This is a genomic window from Methylobacterium goesingense, assembly GCF_022179225.1.
Lineage (GTDB): Bacteria > Pseudomonadota > Alphaproteobacteria > Rhizobiales > Beijerinckiaceae > Methylobacterium > Methylobacterium goesingense.
In genome coordinates, this window is sequence record NZ_BPQL01000080.1 from 52,744 (window position 1) to 67,616 (window position 14,873).

The window sequence follows — 14,873 nt, forward strand, 5'->3', positions numbered from 1 at the left end:
CGCGGAGGCCGCTCAATCGGTCAGCGCGCGCGCCTCTTCCGGCAGCATGATCGGGATGCCGTCCCGGATCGGATAGGCGAGGCGGGCGGAGCGGCTCACCAGTTCCTGCCGGGCGGCGTCGTACTCGAGGGTGTCCTTCGTCAGCGGACAGACGAGAAGCTCGAGGAGCTTGGGGTCGACGCGGGTGGCCTCGACGGGGCTCGGGGTGTCATCGGCCATGGGGGTGTCCTTCCGTATCGAAAAACTACTGCCGTATCGAAAAACTACTGCAGCGTCGGCTCGGAACCCGACCCGCGCACCAACTCCATTTCGGTCACCGCGATCAAGACCTCGGCCCGCGTCTTGAGATCGGGAGCCTCCAGCATGGCCTGCTTCTCGCGGGCACCGAACGGGCTCATCATGCACAGCGCATTCACCAGCGCCTCGTTGGGAGCCTCCTCGATGCCGGCCCAGTCGACCTTGAGGTCGTTGACCTCGACGAAGTCGCGCAGAGCCTTCAGCACCCCTTCGCGGTCCACCGCCTCCTCGCCGGCCCGCGCCTCGAAATCCGTGGCGAAGTCGTCGTAGGAAACCTGGCAGCGGCGGTAGCGGGTGGTGGTGGCGAGCTCGCTCTCAACCCGGAACCGCGCGATGCCGGTCAGGGAAATGAGGTAGCGCCCGTCCCCGGTCTCGGCGAACTGGGTGATCCGGCCGGCGCAGCCGACGCGGAAGAGTTTCGGCGTCATCGGCGACGAGCCCGCCTCCACGTCCGGCTGGATCATGCCGATGATCCGGTCACTCCGCAGGGCGTCGTCGATCATGGCGAGGTAGCGCGGCTCGAAGATGTTCAACGGCATCTGTCCGCGCGGCAGGAGCAGCGCACCGGGCAGCGGGAACACCGGAATCACTCCGGGGCAATCGGCCGGTCCCTTGTAGCCCGCATGCGTGCTCATCGTGTTCCCCTGCGGTTCGTTCGCGGCCTCACGCAAAGACCAGGGTGGAGAGGCGTCGCCGCCCACGGATCGAGGCCTTGTCCATCAGGCCCCAGGCCTCGAAGAAGGTGAGGAGCTGCTTGCGCGCAGCGCCCTCGTTCCAGGTCCGATCCCGGCGCTCGATCTCGATCAGCTGGTCCACCGCCTCGTCGCGCATGTTGCGGCCGTTGAGGCCGAGCGCGAGGTCGAAGCGGGCCTGGAAGTCGTTCGGGTCGGCCTCGATCCGGGTCTGGAAGGCGCCGAGGTCGCCGAGCGCCGCCGCCTGCTCCGCGAGCTCGATCGCGGCGCGCACGCTGGCGAGCCCGGCATGGGAGGCCTTGTCGGCGGGGGCCATGGCCACGAGCTGCTTGGCGTTCTCGATGTCCCCGAGGTCGAGCTGGATCTTGGCGAGCGCCGCGATCGCGTCGACGTTCTCGGGCTCCTCGGAGAGCACGGCGGCGTAGAGTTGCGCGGCTTGCGCGACGTCGCCGGTCCCGAGAAGTGCCTCGGCCTCGGACATGGCCGCCTCGATCGGCGTCGGGCCAGCGGGACCGGCGAGGCGCGCGATGAATTCCTTGATCTGGGCCTCGGGCACCGCGCCCATGAAGCCGTCCACCGGCTGGCCCTTGTCGAAGGCGATCACGGCCGGGATCGACTGGATGCCGAGCTGACCGGCGATGGAGGGATGCTCGTCGATATTCATCTTGACGAGCTTCACCTGGCCGGCGCTGCCCGCGACCACCTTCTCCAACACGGGGGCGAGCTGCTTGCACGGGCCGCACCAGGGCGCCCAGAAATCGACGAGCACGGGCTGCTGCATCGACTCGGCGATGACGTCCTGGCGGAAGCTCGCCGTGGTCACGTCCTTGATGGTCTCGCCCGGCATCGGCGCATCGTTCAGCATAACGTCCTCAAGGCCTTCGTTTGGATCCGTCGGAGGGTCCGGTCTGTCCGTCCGTCCCGTCCTGCGTCAAGAGATGGGAACTCCGTGCGCTCGGACCAGAGCGGACGTCCACACGCAATCGCCTCGATCACCCGCGTTCTGCCCTTTGGGCGGCCGACGCCGTCGATGCGAGACGGCCCTAGCGGGCCGGTGCGGTCCCACCGGCCTCGGTGCCCGGTGTCTTGGAACCGGGCGTTTTGGCATCGGTCACGAAGGTGCCCTGGTAGGTTCCCTTGGCGGCGTTCGCCTCACAGGTGATCGCGGTCTTGCCCGGCTCCGGCGTGCTGAAGGCGCAGGCGCCGACGGCGACCAGGGGGCCCTGAACCACGCCGTCCTTCGTGGTCTCGCTCGGGATCACGAGGTTGATGGGCTGGAGCGGGTCGGTCTCCTCGGTGCGCTCCTGCTGGGCGCCGTTGCCGCTGAAGCTCAGGGCGCGCCCTTCGGCGGCGAAGTCGAAGCTCGTGCGGTTGCGCGAGACCGTGTTCATCAGCGTGTTCTTGCAGGAGGCGGTCACGTCCTTGCCGGCGATCACGAGCTTCTCGCAGCGGCCCTCCAGCTTCACGGCGGTCTGGGCCGATACGGATGTGGCCGCGAGCGCGGGCAGGGTCGCGAGGAGGAGAAGGCGGGCGGTCGGGAGCAGCGTCATGGTTCCGATGTAAGGCTGGGCGCCGATCTGTCGAGGGGCCGGCTCCCGGCTCAAGCCGGAAAGCGGGCTGCGCGGTCGTTCGGCGCCGCGAAGTCGAGGGCGGGCCCAAGCGGCACGATGCCGGTCGGGTTGATGGTCGGATGACTCTCGTAATAGTGCCGCTTGATGTGGGTGAGGTTCACCGTCCCGGCGACCCCCGGCAGGGCATAAAGGTCGCGCAGGTAGTTGGACAGGTTGGGATAATCGGCGATGCGCTGCCGGTTGCACTTGAAGTGCCCGACATAGACGGCGTCGAACCGCACCAGAGTGGTGAACAAGCGGATGTCCGCCTCCGTCAGCCGGTCGCCGCAGAGGTAGCGCGCCGCGTCGAGGCGGGCCTCCAGGGCGTCGAGTTCGGCGAACAACGCGGTGAAGGCCTCTGCGTAGGCGTCCTGCCCGGTGGCGAAGCCCGCCTTGTAGACCCCGTTGTTGACGGCGTCGTAGACCCGGGCGTTGACCGCGTCGATCTCGCCCGCGAGGTCGGCCGGGTAGAGGTCGGGCGCGTAGAGGTCGGATTCCCCGGTCCCGAAAGCGCCGTTCAGCATGCGGACGATCTCGGCCGACTCGTTCGACACGATGACGCCGCGCCGCTTGTCCCATAGCACCGGCACGGTGACGCGGCCGGTAAAGCCGGGATCGTTCTTCAGGTAGACCTCGTACAGGCGGGTGGCGCCGTTGACGGTGTCGGGCGTGGCGCCGGGCGAATCGCCGAACACCCAGCCCTCCGCCCCCATATGCGGATCGACCACCGAGACCGAGATCGCCTCCTCCAAGCCCTTGAGGGCCCGCACGATCAGGGTGCGGTGGGCCCACGGGCAGGCGAGCGAGACGTAGAGGTGGTAGCGCCCGGCCTCGGCCGGGAACCCGCCCTCCCCGCTCGGACCGGGGGAGCCGTCGGCGGTGATCCAGTTCCGGAACTTGGCGTCGGTGCGCCGGAAGCGGCCGCCACTCGCCTTGGTGTCGTACCAGCTGTCCTGCCAGGCTCCGTCGACGAGCAGTCCCATGTCCGATGTTCCCCGTCCGATCCCGGCGCCGGGCCGCCCCGGTCGTCCCAGCCCCGTTCAGGGTCAAGATGGGCGCTCAACCCTGCGCGGCCACCCCCTCGGCCATGGCCGGCGCGGCGACCGGCGCCGGCGCGGCTTCGGCGAGGCGCTCGCCCTTCTGGTAGGACGCGATGTCGAAGGTGTCGTCGGGCAGCCGGACGAGAAAGCGCTCGGCGATCTCGAACAGCAGCAGGTCCGGCTTCACGGCGGCGACGTAGCCCCAGTCGATGCTGGAGGACCAGATGAAGTGCACCTCGCGGAAGGTCTCGGCGACCAGGCCGCTGAGCATGATCGGCGCGAAATGCGCGTAGGAATCCCCGAACAGCACGACGGTGCGGGGATCGGCCTGCGGGGATTCGTTCCGGAAGCGCACATGGGCGCCGATATGGAGGTCGGGGGCCCGGCCGGCGTCCTCGTAGGCCTCCACGAGGGGGCTCGCGTAGACGCGGCGGGCCAGGATATCGATCACGCCCTGGCTCGTGGTCTCGACCGGTGCCTCCGGAATCTTCGAGCCGAGGTCCCGCACGGAGGTGATCTCGTAGCGCTCGCGCGCGTCGAGGCCGGCGGGGGGAACGGCCCCGCAGGCCCGCATCAGGACCCGGTAGGCAAGCAGGCAGCCGTCGTAGCTCCAGTGCGTATCGGTGCGGTGGTAGAGCGGAACGGGGCCGTTGCGCGCCGCCCGCAGCGGGGCCAGCAGATCGACGAAGGCCGGATGGTTGATGAGCCGCCGGGCGAGCGCCCGGGCGGGCGAGCGCCGGGGATCGTAGGCGAGATCGCCGGCGCGGTCGTCGTAGACCGAGAGCTTCTCCGGCACGATGACGTGCAGGTAGCGGATGCCGAGGGCCTGGGCACGGGTGGCGCGCGTCCCGATCAGCCGGCGCCAGCCGCGCAGCAGCCACCAGCGGGTGAAGCTCACGCGGTACTGGTCGAGGACGCCGTTGGTACCCCCGATCAGGAAGAGCCAGCCGTCCCGGCCCACATGCACGAAGTCCAGGTGTTTGCGTCGCATGGGCGCTCTCTAGCGGCCCGACGGGACCCTGAACAGGCCGCGTGCCCGGACATACCGAAGCCTGGATCGGGCGGCGCCGCGCGCCATCTCCCCACGGCATGACACAGCCGACCCCCACCCCCGATCCGCTGATCCTGACCCTCGCGATGGACCCGGAGACGTTCGCCCGCTTCGACGGGCTGCGTCGCCGGCACTTTCCGAAGGCCCTCAACCACATCCCGGCGCACGCCACCCTGTTCCACCACCTGCCGGGCCCATGCGAGCCCGGCATCGTCGAGACCCTCGCGGCCCTGTCGCGGGCCCAGGCACCCCCCGAGGTGGCGGTGACGGGCCTGCGCTTCACCGGGCGCGGGGTCGCCTACGTCCTGGCCTCGGAGGCGCTGACCACCTTCCGGGCGCGCCTCGTCGAACAGTTCGAGCCCTTGGAGGAGGGCCTGACCGCCCAGGACCGCCAGGGCTGGCGCCCGCACGTCACGGTCCAGAACAAGGTCGATCCCGCCACGGCCCGCGCGCTGCACGCCGAGCTCGAGGCGGATTTCGCGCCTTTCCGCTTCACCGCGCCGGGCCTGCTGCTCTGGCGCTACCTCGGGGGGCCTTGGGAGCGCCGGGCCACGTTCACGTTCGGATGATGGATTTGCGAGGCCAGCGGGGTTGCGACGGTGCGCCCGCACGCTAAGGACGATCCGATGAAAGCCTTGTCCGCATGAAAGCCCTGCCCTCCGCCTACCGCAACAACCCGCTCGTGACCCGGGTGAACGCCCTGCGTCTGGCGCTGCGTCTCAACGAGGTCGGCCCCGTCATCGCGCTCCTGGCGGTGAGCCTGCTCGGCTACGGCTTCTTCGCCCTGGCCAACGAGGTCGGCGAGGGCTCCACCGCGGCGCTGGACCGCAAGGTCCTGCTGGCCTTGCGCAACCCGGCCGACATTTCCGATCCGATCGGGCCGCGCTGGCTTGAGGAGACCATGCGCGACATCACCGGGCTCGGCAGCGTCTTCACCATCGTATTCGTGACGGCGGCGGCCTGCGCCTACCTGGCGATGACCCGGCGGCGGCGCATCGCCGTGTTCGTGATCGCGGCGATCGGCGGCGGCGAGATCGCCTCCACGGTCCTGAAGCTCTTCTACCACCGGCCCCGCCCGGACCTCGTGCCCCACGGCATGGAGGTGTTCACCGCGAGCTTCCCCAGCGGCCACGCCATGATGTCGGCCATCGCCTACCTGACGCTGGCCAGCCTGATCGCCCGCGTCGACCGGCAGCGCGGGGTGAAGATCCTCGTCCTCACCATCGGCGTGTCGATGACCCTGCTCGTCGGCATCAGCCGGATCTATCTCGGGGTGCACTGGCCGAGCGACGTGGTGGCGGGCTGGTGCGTGGGGGCCGCCTGGGCGGCCCTGTGCTGGTTCGTGGCCCTGGTCCTGCAGCAGCGGGGCGAGGTGGAGGCGCCGAGTTCCTCGGCCTCGCGGGACGCGCGGAACGAGAACGAGGCGGCCTGACGCGCCCCGGAACCGCGTTTCTCGCCGTGACGTTCCCGACAGGACAAGTCGGTGCGCGCAGCGCCCGGCCTTCCTGATCCCGCCGGAACCCACAGCGAGCTTCATGACGGACGAACTCCCGCTCTCCCGCCGCAACGTCCTTCGTGCCGGCGGTGCCACCCTGACGGGGCTCGCCCTCGGCGCGACAGGGGCATCCGCGCAATCCGGACCGCCGGGCCCTTCGGTCCCAGCCGATACCGGCGCGGTGCAGGGGGGCAAGGTGATGTTCCCGAACTGGCGCGGCCCCGGCGACCGGGCGCCCCCACCGCCGCCTGCGCCGATGCCGCCGGGCAAGCGCGTGGGCTTCGCCATCGTGGGCCTCGGGCGGCTCTCCCTGGAGGAGATCCTGCCGGCCTTCGGCGAAACGAAGCGGTCGCGCGTGGTCGCGCTGATGTCGGGCACGCCGGCCAAGGCCAAGCTCGTGGCCGAGCAGTACGGAATCGCGCCGGAGGCCGTCTACGGCTACGACGAGTGGGACCGCCTGGCGCAGAATGCGGCGGTCCAGGCGGTCTACGTGGTGACGCCGAACGCGGTGCATCGCGGCGACGTGCTGGCCGCGGCCAAGGCCGGCAAACACGTGCTCTGCGAGAAGCCGATGGCGGCTTCCTCTGCCGAGGCGCGGGACATGATCGCGGCCTGCACGGCGGCCAAGGTCAAGCTGATGATCGCCTATCGCTGTCAGTACGAGCCCTACAATCGCGAGGTGGTGCGGCTCGCCCGTTCGGGCGAGTTCGGCCGGCCGCGCCTGATCCAGGCCTTCAACGGCCAGACCACCGGACTGCCCCAGCAGTGGCGCCTGAAGAAGGCTCTGGCCGGGGGCGGCGCCCTACCGGATATCGGGCTCTACTGCCTCAACGGCGTGCGCGCGCTCACCGGCGAGGAGCCGGTCTCCGTGGAGGCGCAGATTCATTCGCCGCCGGGCGACGCCAAGTTCGTCGAGGTCGAGGAATCGGTCTCCTTCACGCTGCGCTTTCCCTCGGGCCTCATCGCCCAGTGCATGACGAGCTACGGGGTGCACGAGTCGCGCCGGCTCCAGGTCCATACCGAGCGCGCCGACATCGACCTGCAGAACGCCTTCGCCTATCGGGGCCAGCGCCTGGTGGTGTCGCGGCCGGACGGGCAGGTGGAATCGCAGGACACCCGCATCCTGGCGCAAAAGAACCAGTTCGCCCTGGAGATCGACCACATGGCCCGGTGTATCCAGGAGGACCGGCGACCCCGCACCCCCGGCGAGGAGGGCTTGCAGGACCAGGTCCTCATGGAGGCGATCTACGAGGCCGCCCGCAGCGGCCGGCCGGTGACCGTGGGTCCGCCCCCCGGCGCGGGCGGCGGCCTCGACATGACGCGGGGACCCGAACTCGACGAGGCCGGCTGATCCGCTTCCGGGGGGTTGCCTGAGCGTCATGAGAACCCGCTAGACTGCGCCCGGCGCGGCACGGGACCCGCCGCCTGGACCGCGAGACGCTTGCCCCAGCTTCGACACGCCCTTTTCGCGCGACGGCCGCTCGCGGTCGCCGGTGGGGTCCTCCTCGCGATCGGGCTTCTGTCCGGCATCGTCCTGGCCGAGACGCCGGCCGAAACCGCCGCGCGCCTCGCCGCGGAAGGTCGCGCCATCGGCTCCCCCCGGGGCGCGGGCGGCGATCCCCAGACCTCGGTCGCCCAGTCCGTGACCTCGTCGCGGCCCTCCGCCAATCTCGACACCTCGATCGAGGACCAGCTCGGTCCCTACGGCGACCCCTTCGGCTTCCGGGCCTTCCTGAAGGCGCGCGGCGTCACCTACAGCCTGACCTATATCGGCGAGAGCCTCGGCAACGTCTCCGGGGGCTTTCGCCAGCGCGGCATCTACGAGGGCCTGCTCGACCTCGAGATCGACGTGGACCTCGGGCCGCTGCTCGGCTGGAACGGGGCCGCCCTTCACACCAACCTGTTCCAGATCCACGGCGCCGGCCTCTCGCCCGGCGCGGTGGGCAACCTCATCACGATCAGCGGCATCGAGGCGCTGCCGTCGTCGCGCGTCTACGAATTATGGTTCGAGCAGAAGTTCTTCGGCGACCGGTTCGGCCTGAAGTTCGGGCAGATCGCCGCCGACACCGAGTTCGCCGTGACCCAGACCGGAACGGTGTTCGTGAACTCCACCTTCGGCTGGCCCAACAACATGGCGGTGGTGATCCCGAGCGGCGGCCCGATCTACCCGCTCGCGGTGCCGGGGGTGCGGGCGAAGATCGTGCCCAACGCCAACCTGTCCTTCCAGGTCGGCCTGTTCGACGGCGACCCGGCCGGGCCGGTGCGCGGCGGCGCCGACCCCGACCCGCAGCGCCGCAACCGCACGGGGACCAACTTTCGCACGAGCGACCCGGTCCTGGTGATCGCGGAGGCCTCCTACGCCTACAACATCGAACCCGGCAGCACCGGCGAGGCCGGAACGGTGACGCTGGGCGGCTGGTATCATTTCGGACGCTTCGACAGCCTGCGCTTCGATGGCGCCGGCACGTCGCTGGCCGCGCCCTCGAGCACCGGCATCGCCCGCCGCTTCCGGGGACAGGCCGGCCTCTACGGCCTCATCGACCAGACCGTCTACCGCGAGCCCGACGACCCCAACGACGGCGCCAGCGTGTTCCTGCGCGTCTCCGGATCGCCCTCGGACCGCAGCCTCGTGGATGTCTACGCGGATGTCGGCATCGCCTATAAGGGCCTGCTGCCCGGCCGCTCCGACGACACCGTGGGCCTCGCCTTCGGCTATGCGCGGATCTCCCCCCAGGCGCGCGGCCTCGACACCGACACGATCCTGGCGACCGGCCTCACCATGCCGAGGCGCAGCAGCGAGGCGGTGCTGGAGGCGACCTACCAGGCCGTGCTCGGCCCCGGCGTCACGCTCCAGCCGGACTTCCAGTACGTCTTCCGCCCCGGGGGCGGCATCCCGAACCCGCGCGACGCCGGCGGCGCCCGCATCCGCAACGCGGCCGTGTTCGGGCTGCGGGGGACGATCCGGTACTGAGCGCTATTCCGCCGCCGGTGCGTGCAGGGACAGGAGACGGGCCGTGCGGGCATGGTCCACGGCGCGGCCGCCCTCCGCGCCCGCATCGCCGAGGGTGCGGCGTTCGTCGTTGATCGCGGCATGGACCGCGTCGATGGCCAGGATGAGGGCGCTCACCGTGCGGTTGTCGATGTTGCGCTCGCGGGCATGCTGGACGACGTCGGCCACTAGGTCGTCGGTCTCGCGCACGAGGCCGTCGAGGTCGGCCTTGCAGGTCGAGCCCCGGACCTCGCGCAGGATGTCGAGGAGCCGGTCGAGGACGATGTCGATGCGCTCGCGGCGCTTGCGGGCGAGGCGCTGGGCCAGCCAGGCGACGCCCGAGCCCACGGTGCCGCCGAAGAAGGCCAGCAGATAGATGTAATCCTCGTAGCGCTCGAACATCGTCTGCTGTTCGCGCTCGAAGTAATCCACCGCGCCGGGGTGGTTGGGCAGGCGGGCGCTGGTGGCGGCCACCGTCGAGTCGAAGTCAGGCGCCTTCATCAGGTTGGCGATGGGGGCGATGGGCGCCAGCTTGGAGCGCCACTCGAACAGGTGCTGCGTCACGGAGGCGACGGTGAAGCGGCTGACGCTGCCGCGCGCCATCAGCCGGTAGGAGGCGCCCACCGTCTTGACGTCCTCTTCCGGGCGCTTCGGGCGGCCACCGAAGGTGCCGGCGGGGATCGTTACGGATTGCAGTTCGGGCATCCGCTGGATGATGGCCTCGCCGTCGGCCACCGAGACGAAGTTGATCTTCTTGTCGGCGGAGGCCGCCTCGACGGCCCGAACCGTCGAGATCGCGGCCTTCGAGGCGGGCGCCGCGATCACCGCAACGGCGTCGACGCGGCCCTCCGCCAGCGCACTCGTCACCTCGCCGGGCTTCAGGGGTACCAGGGCGACCCGGGCCGGGCCCAGCGCCGTCTCAGGCCCGGTCTCGCCGACGGGGCGCGACACGAAGTCGTAGAAGCCGAGCAGGTTGGTCAGGAATGGCATGTCGGCGGCGTGCCGCTCCACCACACCGAGGCGCTTGCGTCCCAGATCCGGGAAGCTCTCGATGCCGGCGGCCTCGGGGGCCGCGATCAGCAGGGCTTCGTCGTGCAGGATGGCGAGCGTCAGCCCGTTCTCCGGCAGCAGCACGTCGGGCCGCACCACCGCGAGGTCGGCCTTGTTGCGCTGCAGGGCCTCGGCGCTGTCGCGCACGTCATCGTAGAAATTCAGCTTGAGGCGCACGTCCTCGTGCCCCCGGGCCAGCGCCTGCGCGTAGGTCTGGAGCAGCGTCGCCTCGGCTCCATCGCGGGGCCCCACCGCCACCGTGAGCGTGGTCGGCCGCGACAGGTAGACCAGCATCCCCGCCACGAGGGCGAAGCCCAGCGCCAGGAGAACGAGCAACCACTCGCGTCTCACCAGGATTGCCGGCATGACAGGCCCGAGCCCTTGTCCAGCGTGATCACCATCGCGACAGCCTGCCTCCGAAACCTGTCCGGACCATGAAGAACCGATGACACCGCGAAACGTTGCGCCGCGTCCCGGAAGCCCGGGGGCGGAAAGGGGCCGGATGCCCGCACAGGGCGAGGCCAAGCCCCCGCAGGCCGAGAGGAAGCCACCGCCTCCGGTGACGCCGGCCTATCTGGAGCGCGCCGCGCTGCTCTATCTCGAGCGCTACAGCGCCTCCGTGGCGATGCTGCGGCAGACCCTGAAGCGACGCGTCGACAAGCGCTGCCGCCTGCGCGGCGAGGAGGCGGCCGCCTACGCGGAGGCGATCGAGGCCACGGTGGCCCGTGCGGTCAGCGCCGGCCTCGTGGACGATGCCCGCTTCACCGCGGGGCGCCTCGCCGCCCTGCGCCGGCGCGGCGCCTCCGCCCGCGCCGTCTCGGCCAAGCTCGCCGCCAAGGGGGTGGCTCGCGAGGAGGTGGCGGCCGCCATGGAGAACGAACGCGCGGCCGCGGACGAAGGCGCCGATCTCGAAGAGGCGGCGGCCCGTGCCTATGCCAAGCGGCGCCGCCTCGGCCCCTGGCGACGTCCGGGCACGCGGGAGGCCCACCGCGACCGGGATCTGGCCGCAATGGCGCGCGCCGGCTTCGGCTACGGACTCGGGCGCCGGGTGATCGAGGCGGAGGAGACGGACGAGCCCGAATTCTGATCGGCCCCGCCTGCGACATCGCGGCGCCGGAGAAACGCGGGATTCCCACGCGAAAACTTGAACGAATCGCGAACGAGGCGCATCTCTCCCGTATGGACGAAATGCTCGCGAAGAAGCTGCGCATCCTCGCCGATGCGGCCAAGTATGATGCTTCGTGCTCGTCCTCCGGGGCGCCGAAGCGCAGCGCGGCCAAGGGCGAACTCGGCTCGACCACGGGCGCCGGCATCTGCCACGCTTACACGCCGGACGGGCGCTGCATCTCCCTGCTGAAGATCCTGCTGACGAACTATTGCCTGTTCGACTGCGCCTACTGCGTCAACCGCCGCTCCTCGAACGTCCAGCGGGCGAAGTTCTCGGTCGAGGAGGTCGTGACCCTCACGGTGGAGTTCTACAAGCGCAACTACATCGAGGGGCTGTTTCTCTCCTCCGGCATCATCAAGTCGCCCGACCACACCATGGAGCTGCTCACCCGGGTGGCCAAGTCGCTGCGGCGCGACCACGGCTTTCGCGGCTACATCCACCTGAAGTCGATCCCGGAGGCGAGCCCCTGGCTGATCGAGGAGGCGGGCCTCTACGCCGACCGGCTCTCGATCAACGTCGAGCTGCCCACCGAGGCGAGCCTGGAACGCCTCGCGCCCGAGAAGGACGGTGCGGTCATCCAGCACGCCATCGCGCAGATCGGCGAGCGCATCACGCAGGCCAAGGCCGAGAAACGGCGGTTCTCGCCCGCCGGACAATCGACGCAGGTCATCGTCGGGGCGGATGCGACCACGGACGAGGCTCTGATCCGCAAGAGCGCGCTCCTGTACGGCTCCTACAACCTCAAGCGGGTGTACTACTCGGCCTTCAGCCCGATCCCCGATGGCTCGAGCATCCTGCCGCTGAAATCGCCGCCGCTCCAGCGCGAGCACCGCCTGTACCAGGGCGACTGGCTGCTGCGGTACTACGCGTTCACGCCCGACGATGTCGCCGACGCCACCGAGGACGGGATGCTGTCCCTCGACATCGATCCGAAGCTCGCCTGGGCCCTGAAGCACCGGGCCCGCTTTCCCGTCGACGTGAACGCGGCCGACCGCGAGATGCTGCTGCGGGTGCCGGGCCTCGGCGCCCGGGCGGTGGACAAGATCATTCGCGCGCGGCGGCACACCCGCCTTCGCCTCGACGACGTGGCGCGGCTGACCTCCGCCCTGAAGCGGGCGCGGCCCTTCCTGATCACGGCAGATTACCACCCGGCCGGCGGCCTCACCGACCGCCTCGACCTGCGGGCGCGTCTCGCCGACCCGCCGCAACAGTTGAGCCTGTTCTGAGATGGGCGCGCCGACACCCGCCCCTCCCGCCTCCGCGGGGGCCGGTGCCCGCTCCGGCGCGCTCGAGGCCGTCTACCTGTCCCCGGGCGCCGACATCGACGGCTTTCGTGCCGCCGCCCGCCGTCTCGCGGGGCGGGGCGTTCCGCCCGAGCGGGTGCTCTGGTCCGTCGGCGAGGCGCCGGGGCTGTTCGGAATGGAGCCGCCGGCTCCGGCCGACGACGCGCCCCTGAACCTGCCGCGCGGTGTCGCCGCGATCGTGGCCCGGGTGGTGCTCCACAGCGATCCGGAGCGCTACGCCCTGCTGTACGACCTGATCTGGCGCGTCCTGCAGGGCGAGCGCAGGCTGCTGGAGGTGTCGAGCGATCCGCTGGTCCACCGCCTGGAACGGATGGCCAAGGCCATCGCCCGCGACCTGCACAAGATGCACGCCTTCCTGCGCTTCCGCCGCGTCGAGGGGAGTGATCCCGAGCGCTTCGTCGCCTGGTTCGAGCCCGACCATCACATCCTGGGGGCCGCCGCCCCGTTCTTCGTCGGGCGCTTCCGGAGCCTGCACTGGACCATCCTGACGCCGGAGGCCTCGGCCTCCTGGGATGGCGACACCCTGACCTTCGGCCCCCCGGGGCGACGCGAGGACGCACCGGCGCAAGACGGCTTCGAGGCGGGCTGGCGCGATTACTACGAGAGCACCTTCAACCCGGCCCGGACGAACCTCGCGGCGATGCGGGCGGAGATGCCGAAGAAGTACTGGCGCAACATGCCCGAGACCGCCGCCATTCCGGGCCTCGTCCGGCAGGCGGCGGCGCGCACCGGCGCCATGATCGAGAGGGAGCCCCAGATGCCCGTCAAGCGAAACCCCGCCCGCGCGGTGGCCGCCATGGCCGACCAGGCCCCGGACTCGCTCGACGCCCTCAACGCCATTATCAAGCGCTCGGAGCCGCTGGTGCCGGGCGCGACCCAGGCCGTCCTCGGCGAGGGACCGCTGGGCGCGTCGATCGCCTTCGTGGGCGAGCAGCCGGGCGACCAGGAGGACCACCAGGGGCGGCCCTTCGTCGGGCCTGCCGGGCAGTTGCTGTCGCGGGCGATGGAAGAGGCCGGCCTCGTCCGCGCGGACGCCTACCTCACCAATGCGGTCAAGCACTTCAAGTTCGAGGAGCGGGGCAAGCGCCGCATCCACCAGAAGCCCACCGCCAGCGAGGTCAGCCATTACCGCTGGTGGCTCGACCGGGAACTCGACTTCGTCGCGCCCAAGCTCGTGGTGGCGCTCGGCGCCACCGCCGTGCTGGCGCTGACGGGCAAGCAGATCCCGATCACCCGGGCGCGCGGCCCGGCGGACTTCGAAAAGCCCTATGCGGGCTTCATCACCGTGCACCCGTCCTACCTGCTACGCCTGCCCGACGAGGCGAAGGCACAAGCCTACGCGGACTTCGTGGCGGACCTCCGCCGGGTGCACGAACTCGGGCTCTCCCTGGCCGCCTGACACGTCAGGCTCCTTCCTCCTTATGGGGGCGCAATTCCGGCGTGACCTGGTCGATCTCGGTCTCGATGGGCGCCGAGCGGCTCTCGACCCGGGTGCTGTCGACGAAGATGCGCGCCTCGCCCTCCTTCAGGCCGAGGCTGCGCAGGGCGTAGAGGGTCATGCCGAAGGCGAGTTCGCGCTCGGCCATGAGCACGAGGCCGACGCCCTGCTCCTCGAAGTGCCGGCGCTCGCCGTCGTTGTGCGTGCGGATCAGGGTGTCGATGCCCGGATGGAGCTCGCGGGCGAGTTCGACGATGCGCCGCGTCGTGTGGGGCTCCGGCGTCGCGACCACGATCAGCCGGGCCTGCGCGATGTCGGCGGCCTGGAGGATGCCGGGGGCCGTGGCGTCGCCGAACACCGCCTCGATGCCCTCCTGGCGCAGATCCAGCACCCGGCGCCGGTCGCGGTCGAGGACGATGTAGGGCAGGTCCCAGGCCTTGAGGGCCTTGCCGATGGTGCTGCCGACCCGGCCGTAGCCGATGAGGATCGCGTGGCCGCGATGGGGCGGGTTCTCGGTGGTGACCGCCAGCGCCTCGGCCCCCTTGCGCTCGAAGCGGGCGGCGAGGCGGGGACGCTCGGCGACCTTGCGCCCGACCCAGTCGGTGAGCGCGAAGAACAGCGGGTTCAGGGTGATCGACAGGATCGCGCCGCCGAGGATGAGGTCGCGCCCCTCTTCGGGCAGCAGCTTCAGGGACAGGCCGAGGCTGACGAGGATGAACGAGAACTCGCCGATCTGGGC

Annotated in this window: 15 protein-coding genes; 7 read left to right on the forward strand and 8 right to left on the reverse strand. The window is 70.6% G+C overall.

What is annotated here, in order from left to right; genetic code table 11:
- Positions 1–12: 12 nt before the first annotated feature.
- The 6 genes from MFF30_RS15140 to MFF30_RS15165 form a co-directional block, all read right to left on the reverse strand.
- Complete coding sequence (locus MFF30_RS15140; RefSeq protein WP_238280215.1) at positions 13–219, reverse strand: Trm112 family protein; 207 nt, start codon at positions 217–219, stop codon at positions 13–15.
- A gap of 44 nt (positions 220–263) precedes the next feature.
- Entirely contained in the window at positions 264–932 is a 669-nt protein-coding gene (locus MFF30_RS15145; protein ID WP_238280216.1) for an LON peptidase substrate-binding domain-containing protein, read from the reverse strand.
- A gap of 28 nt (positions 933–960) precedes the next feature.
- The gene (gene trxA / locus MFF30_RS15150; RefSeq protein WP_238280217.1) at positions 961–1,854 is read right to left on the reverse strand and encodes a thioredoxin; all 894 of its coding nucleotides are present in this window, start codon (positions 1,852–1,854) and stop codon (positions 961–963) included.
- A gap of 178 nt (positions 1,855–2,032) precedes the next feature.
- A complete protein-coding gene (locus MFF30_RS15155; protein ID WP_238280218.1) occupies positions 2,033–2,539 on the reverse strand; it encodes a hypothetical protein in 507 nt (168 codons plus the stop codon).
- A 50-nt stretch (positions 2,540–2,589) separates the two neighbouring features.
- Positions 2,590–3,582, reverse strand: a complete 993-nt coding sequence (locus MFF30_RS15160; protein WP_238280219.1) for a glutathione S-transferase family protein — start codon at positions 3,580–3,582, stop codon at positions 2,590–2,592.
- A 76-nt stretch (positions 3,583–3,658) separates the two neighbouring features.
- Entirely contained in the window at positions 3,659–4,630 is a 972-nt protein-coding gene (locus MFF30_RS15165; protein ID WP_238280220.1) for an alginate O-acetyltransferase AlgX-related protein, read from the reverse strand.
- A gap of 98 nt (positions 4,631–4,728) precedes the next feature.
- Here MFF30_RS15165 and MFF30_RS15170 point away from each other — a divergent pair, with 98 nt between their 5' ends.
- From MFF30_RS15170 to MFF30_RS15185, 4 genes are all read left to right on the forward strand, one after another.
- Complete coding sequence (locus tag MFF30_RS15170; RefSeq protein ID WP_238280221.1) at positions 4,729–5,259, forward strand: 2'-5' RNA ligase family protein; 531 nt, start codon at positions 4,729–4,731, stop codon at positions 5,257–5,259.
- 74 nt (positions 5,260–5,333) lie between these two features.
- Positions 5,334–6,122, forward strand: a complete 789-nt coding sequence (locus MFF30_RS15175; RefSeq protein ID WP_238280222.1) for a phosphatase PAP2 family protein — start codon at positions 5,334–5,336, stop codon at positions 6,120–6,122.
- 103 nt (positions 6,123–6,225) lie between these two features.
- Positions 6,226–7,536, forward strand: a complete 1,311-nt coding sequence (locus tag MFF30_RS15180; RefSeq protein WP_238280223.1) for a Gfo/Idh/MocA family protein — start codon at positions 6,226–6,228, stop codon at positions 7,534–7,536.
- A 90-nt stretch (positions 7,537–7,626) separates the two neighbouring features.
- Positions 7,627–9,156 (forward strand): carbohydrate porin, encoded by a 1,530-nt coding sequence (locus tag MFF30_RS15185; RefSeq protein WP_373320911.1) that lies wholly within the window; start codon positions 7,627–7,629, stop codon positions 9,154–9,156.
- Between the two features lie 3 nt (positions 9,157–9,159).
- On the opposite strand, the gene MFF30_RS15190 is transcribed toward MFF30_RS15185, so the two are convergent.
- Complete coding sequence (locus MFF30_RS15190; RefSeq protein WP_238280224.1) at positions 9,160–10,590, reverse strand: TAXI family TRAP transporter solute-binding subunit; 1,431 nt, start codon at positions 10,588–10,590, stop codon at positions 9,160–9,162.
- A gap of 136 nt (positions 10,591–10,726) precedes the next feature.
- On the opposite strand from MFF30_RS15190, the gene MFF30_RS15195 reads away from it, so the two are divergent.
- From MFF30_RS15195 to MFF30_RS15205, 3 genes are all read left to right on the forward strand, one after another.
- On the forward strand, positions 10,727–11,311 hold the full coding sequence (locus tag MFF30_RS15195) for a regulatory protein RecX (protein ID WP_238280225.1): 585 nt from the start codon (positions 10,727–10,729) through the stop codon (positions 11,309–11,311).
- A 92-nt stretch (positions 11,312–11,403) separates the two neighbouring features.
- On the forward strand, positions 11,404–12,618 hold the full coding sequence (locus MFF30_RS15200; protein WP_238280226.1) for a putative DNA modification/repair radical SAM protein: 1,215 nt from the start codon (positions 11,404–11,406) through the stop codon (positions 12,616–12,618).
- A 1-nt stretch (position 12,619) separates the two neighbouring features.
- A complete protein-coding gene (locus tag MFF30_RS15205) occupies positions 12,620–14,095 on the forward strand; it encodes a UdgX family uracil-DNA binding protein (RefSeq protein ID WP_238280227.1) in 1,476 nt (491 codons plus the stop codon).
- Positions 14,096–14,099: 4 nt separating this feature from the next.
- Here the strand turns inward: MFF30_RS15205 and MFF30_RS15210 are convergent.
- A partial coding sequence (locus MFF30_RS15210; RefSeq protein ID WP_238280228.1) for an NAD-binding protein occupies positions 14,100–14,873 on the reverse strand: 774 nt, incomplete at its 5' end.

Bases quoted from the DNA above. Each gene is read 5' to 3' on its own strand.
- MFF30_RS15140 (WP_238280215.1), bottom strand. From the start codon at position 219: ATGGCCGATGACACCCCGAGCCCCGTCGAGGCCACCCGCGTCGACCCC.
- MFF30_RS15145 (WP_238280216.1), bottom strand. From the start codon at position 932: ATGAGCACGCATGCGGGCTACAAGGGACCGGCCGATTGCCCCGGAGTG.
- trxA (WP_238280217.1), bottom strand. From the start codon at position 1,854: ATGCTGAACGATGCGCCGATGCCGGGCGAGACCATCAAGGACGTGACC.
- MFF30_RS15155 (WP_238280218.1), bottom strand. From the start codon at position 2,539: ATGACGCTGCTCCCGACCGCCCGCCTTCTCCTCCTCGCGACCCTGCCC.
- MFF30_RS15160 (WP_238280219.1), bottom strand. From the start codon at position 3,582: ATGGGACTGCTCGTCGACGGAGCCTGGCAGGACAGCTGGTACGACACC.
- MFF30_RS15165 (WP_238280220.1), bottom strand. From the start codon at position 4,630: ATGCGACGCAAACACCTGGACTTCGTGCATGTGGGCCGGGACGGCTGG.
- MFF30_RS15170 (WP_238280221.1), top strand. From the start codon at position 4,729: ATGACACAGCCGACCCCCACCCCCGATCCGCTGATCCTGACCCTCGCG.
- MFF30_RS15175 (WP_238280222.1), top strand. From the start codon at position 5,334: ATGAAAGCCCTGCCCTCCGCCTACCGCAACAACCCGCTCGTGACCCGG.
- MFF30_RS15180 (WP_238280223.1), top strand. From the start codon at position 6,226: ATGACGGACGAACTCCCGCTCTCCCGCCGCAACGTCCTTCGTGCCGGC.
- MFF30_RS15190 (WP_238280224.1), bottom strand. From the start codon at position 10,590: ATGCCGGCAATCCTGGTGAGACGCGAGTGGTTGCTCGTTCTCCTGGCG.
- MFF30_RS15195 (WP_238280225.1), top strand. From the start codon at position 10,727: ATGCCCGCACAGGGCGAGGCCAAGCCCCCGCAGGCCGAGAGGAAGCCA.
- MFF30_RS15200 (WP_238280226.1), top strand. From the start codon at position 11,404: ATGGACGAAATGCTCGCGAAGAAGCTGCGCATCCTCGCCGATGCGGCC.
- MFF30_RS15205 (WP_238280227.1), top strand. From the start codon at position 12,620: ATGGGCGCGCCGACACCCGCCCCTCCCGCCTCCGCGGGGGCCGGTGCC.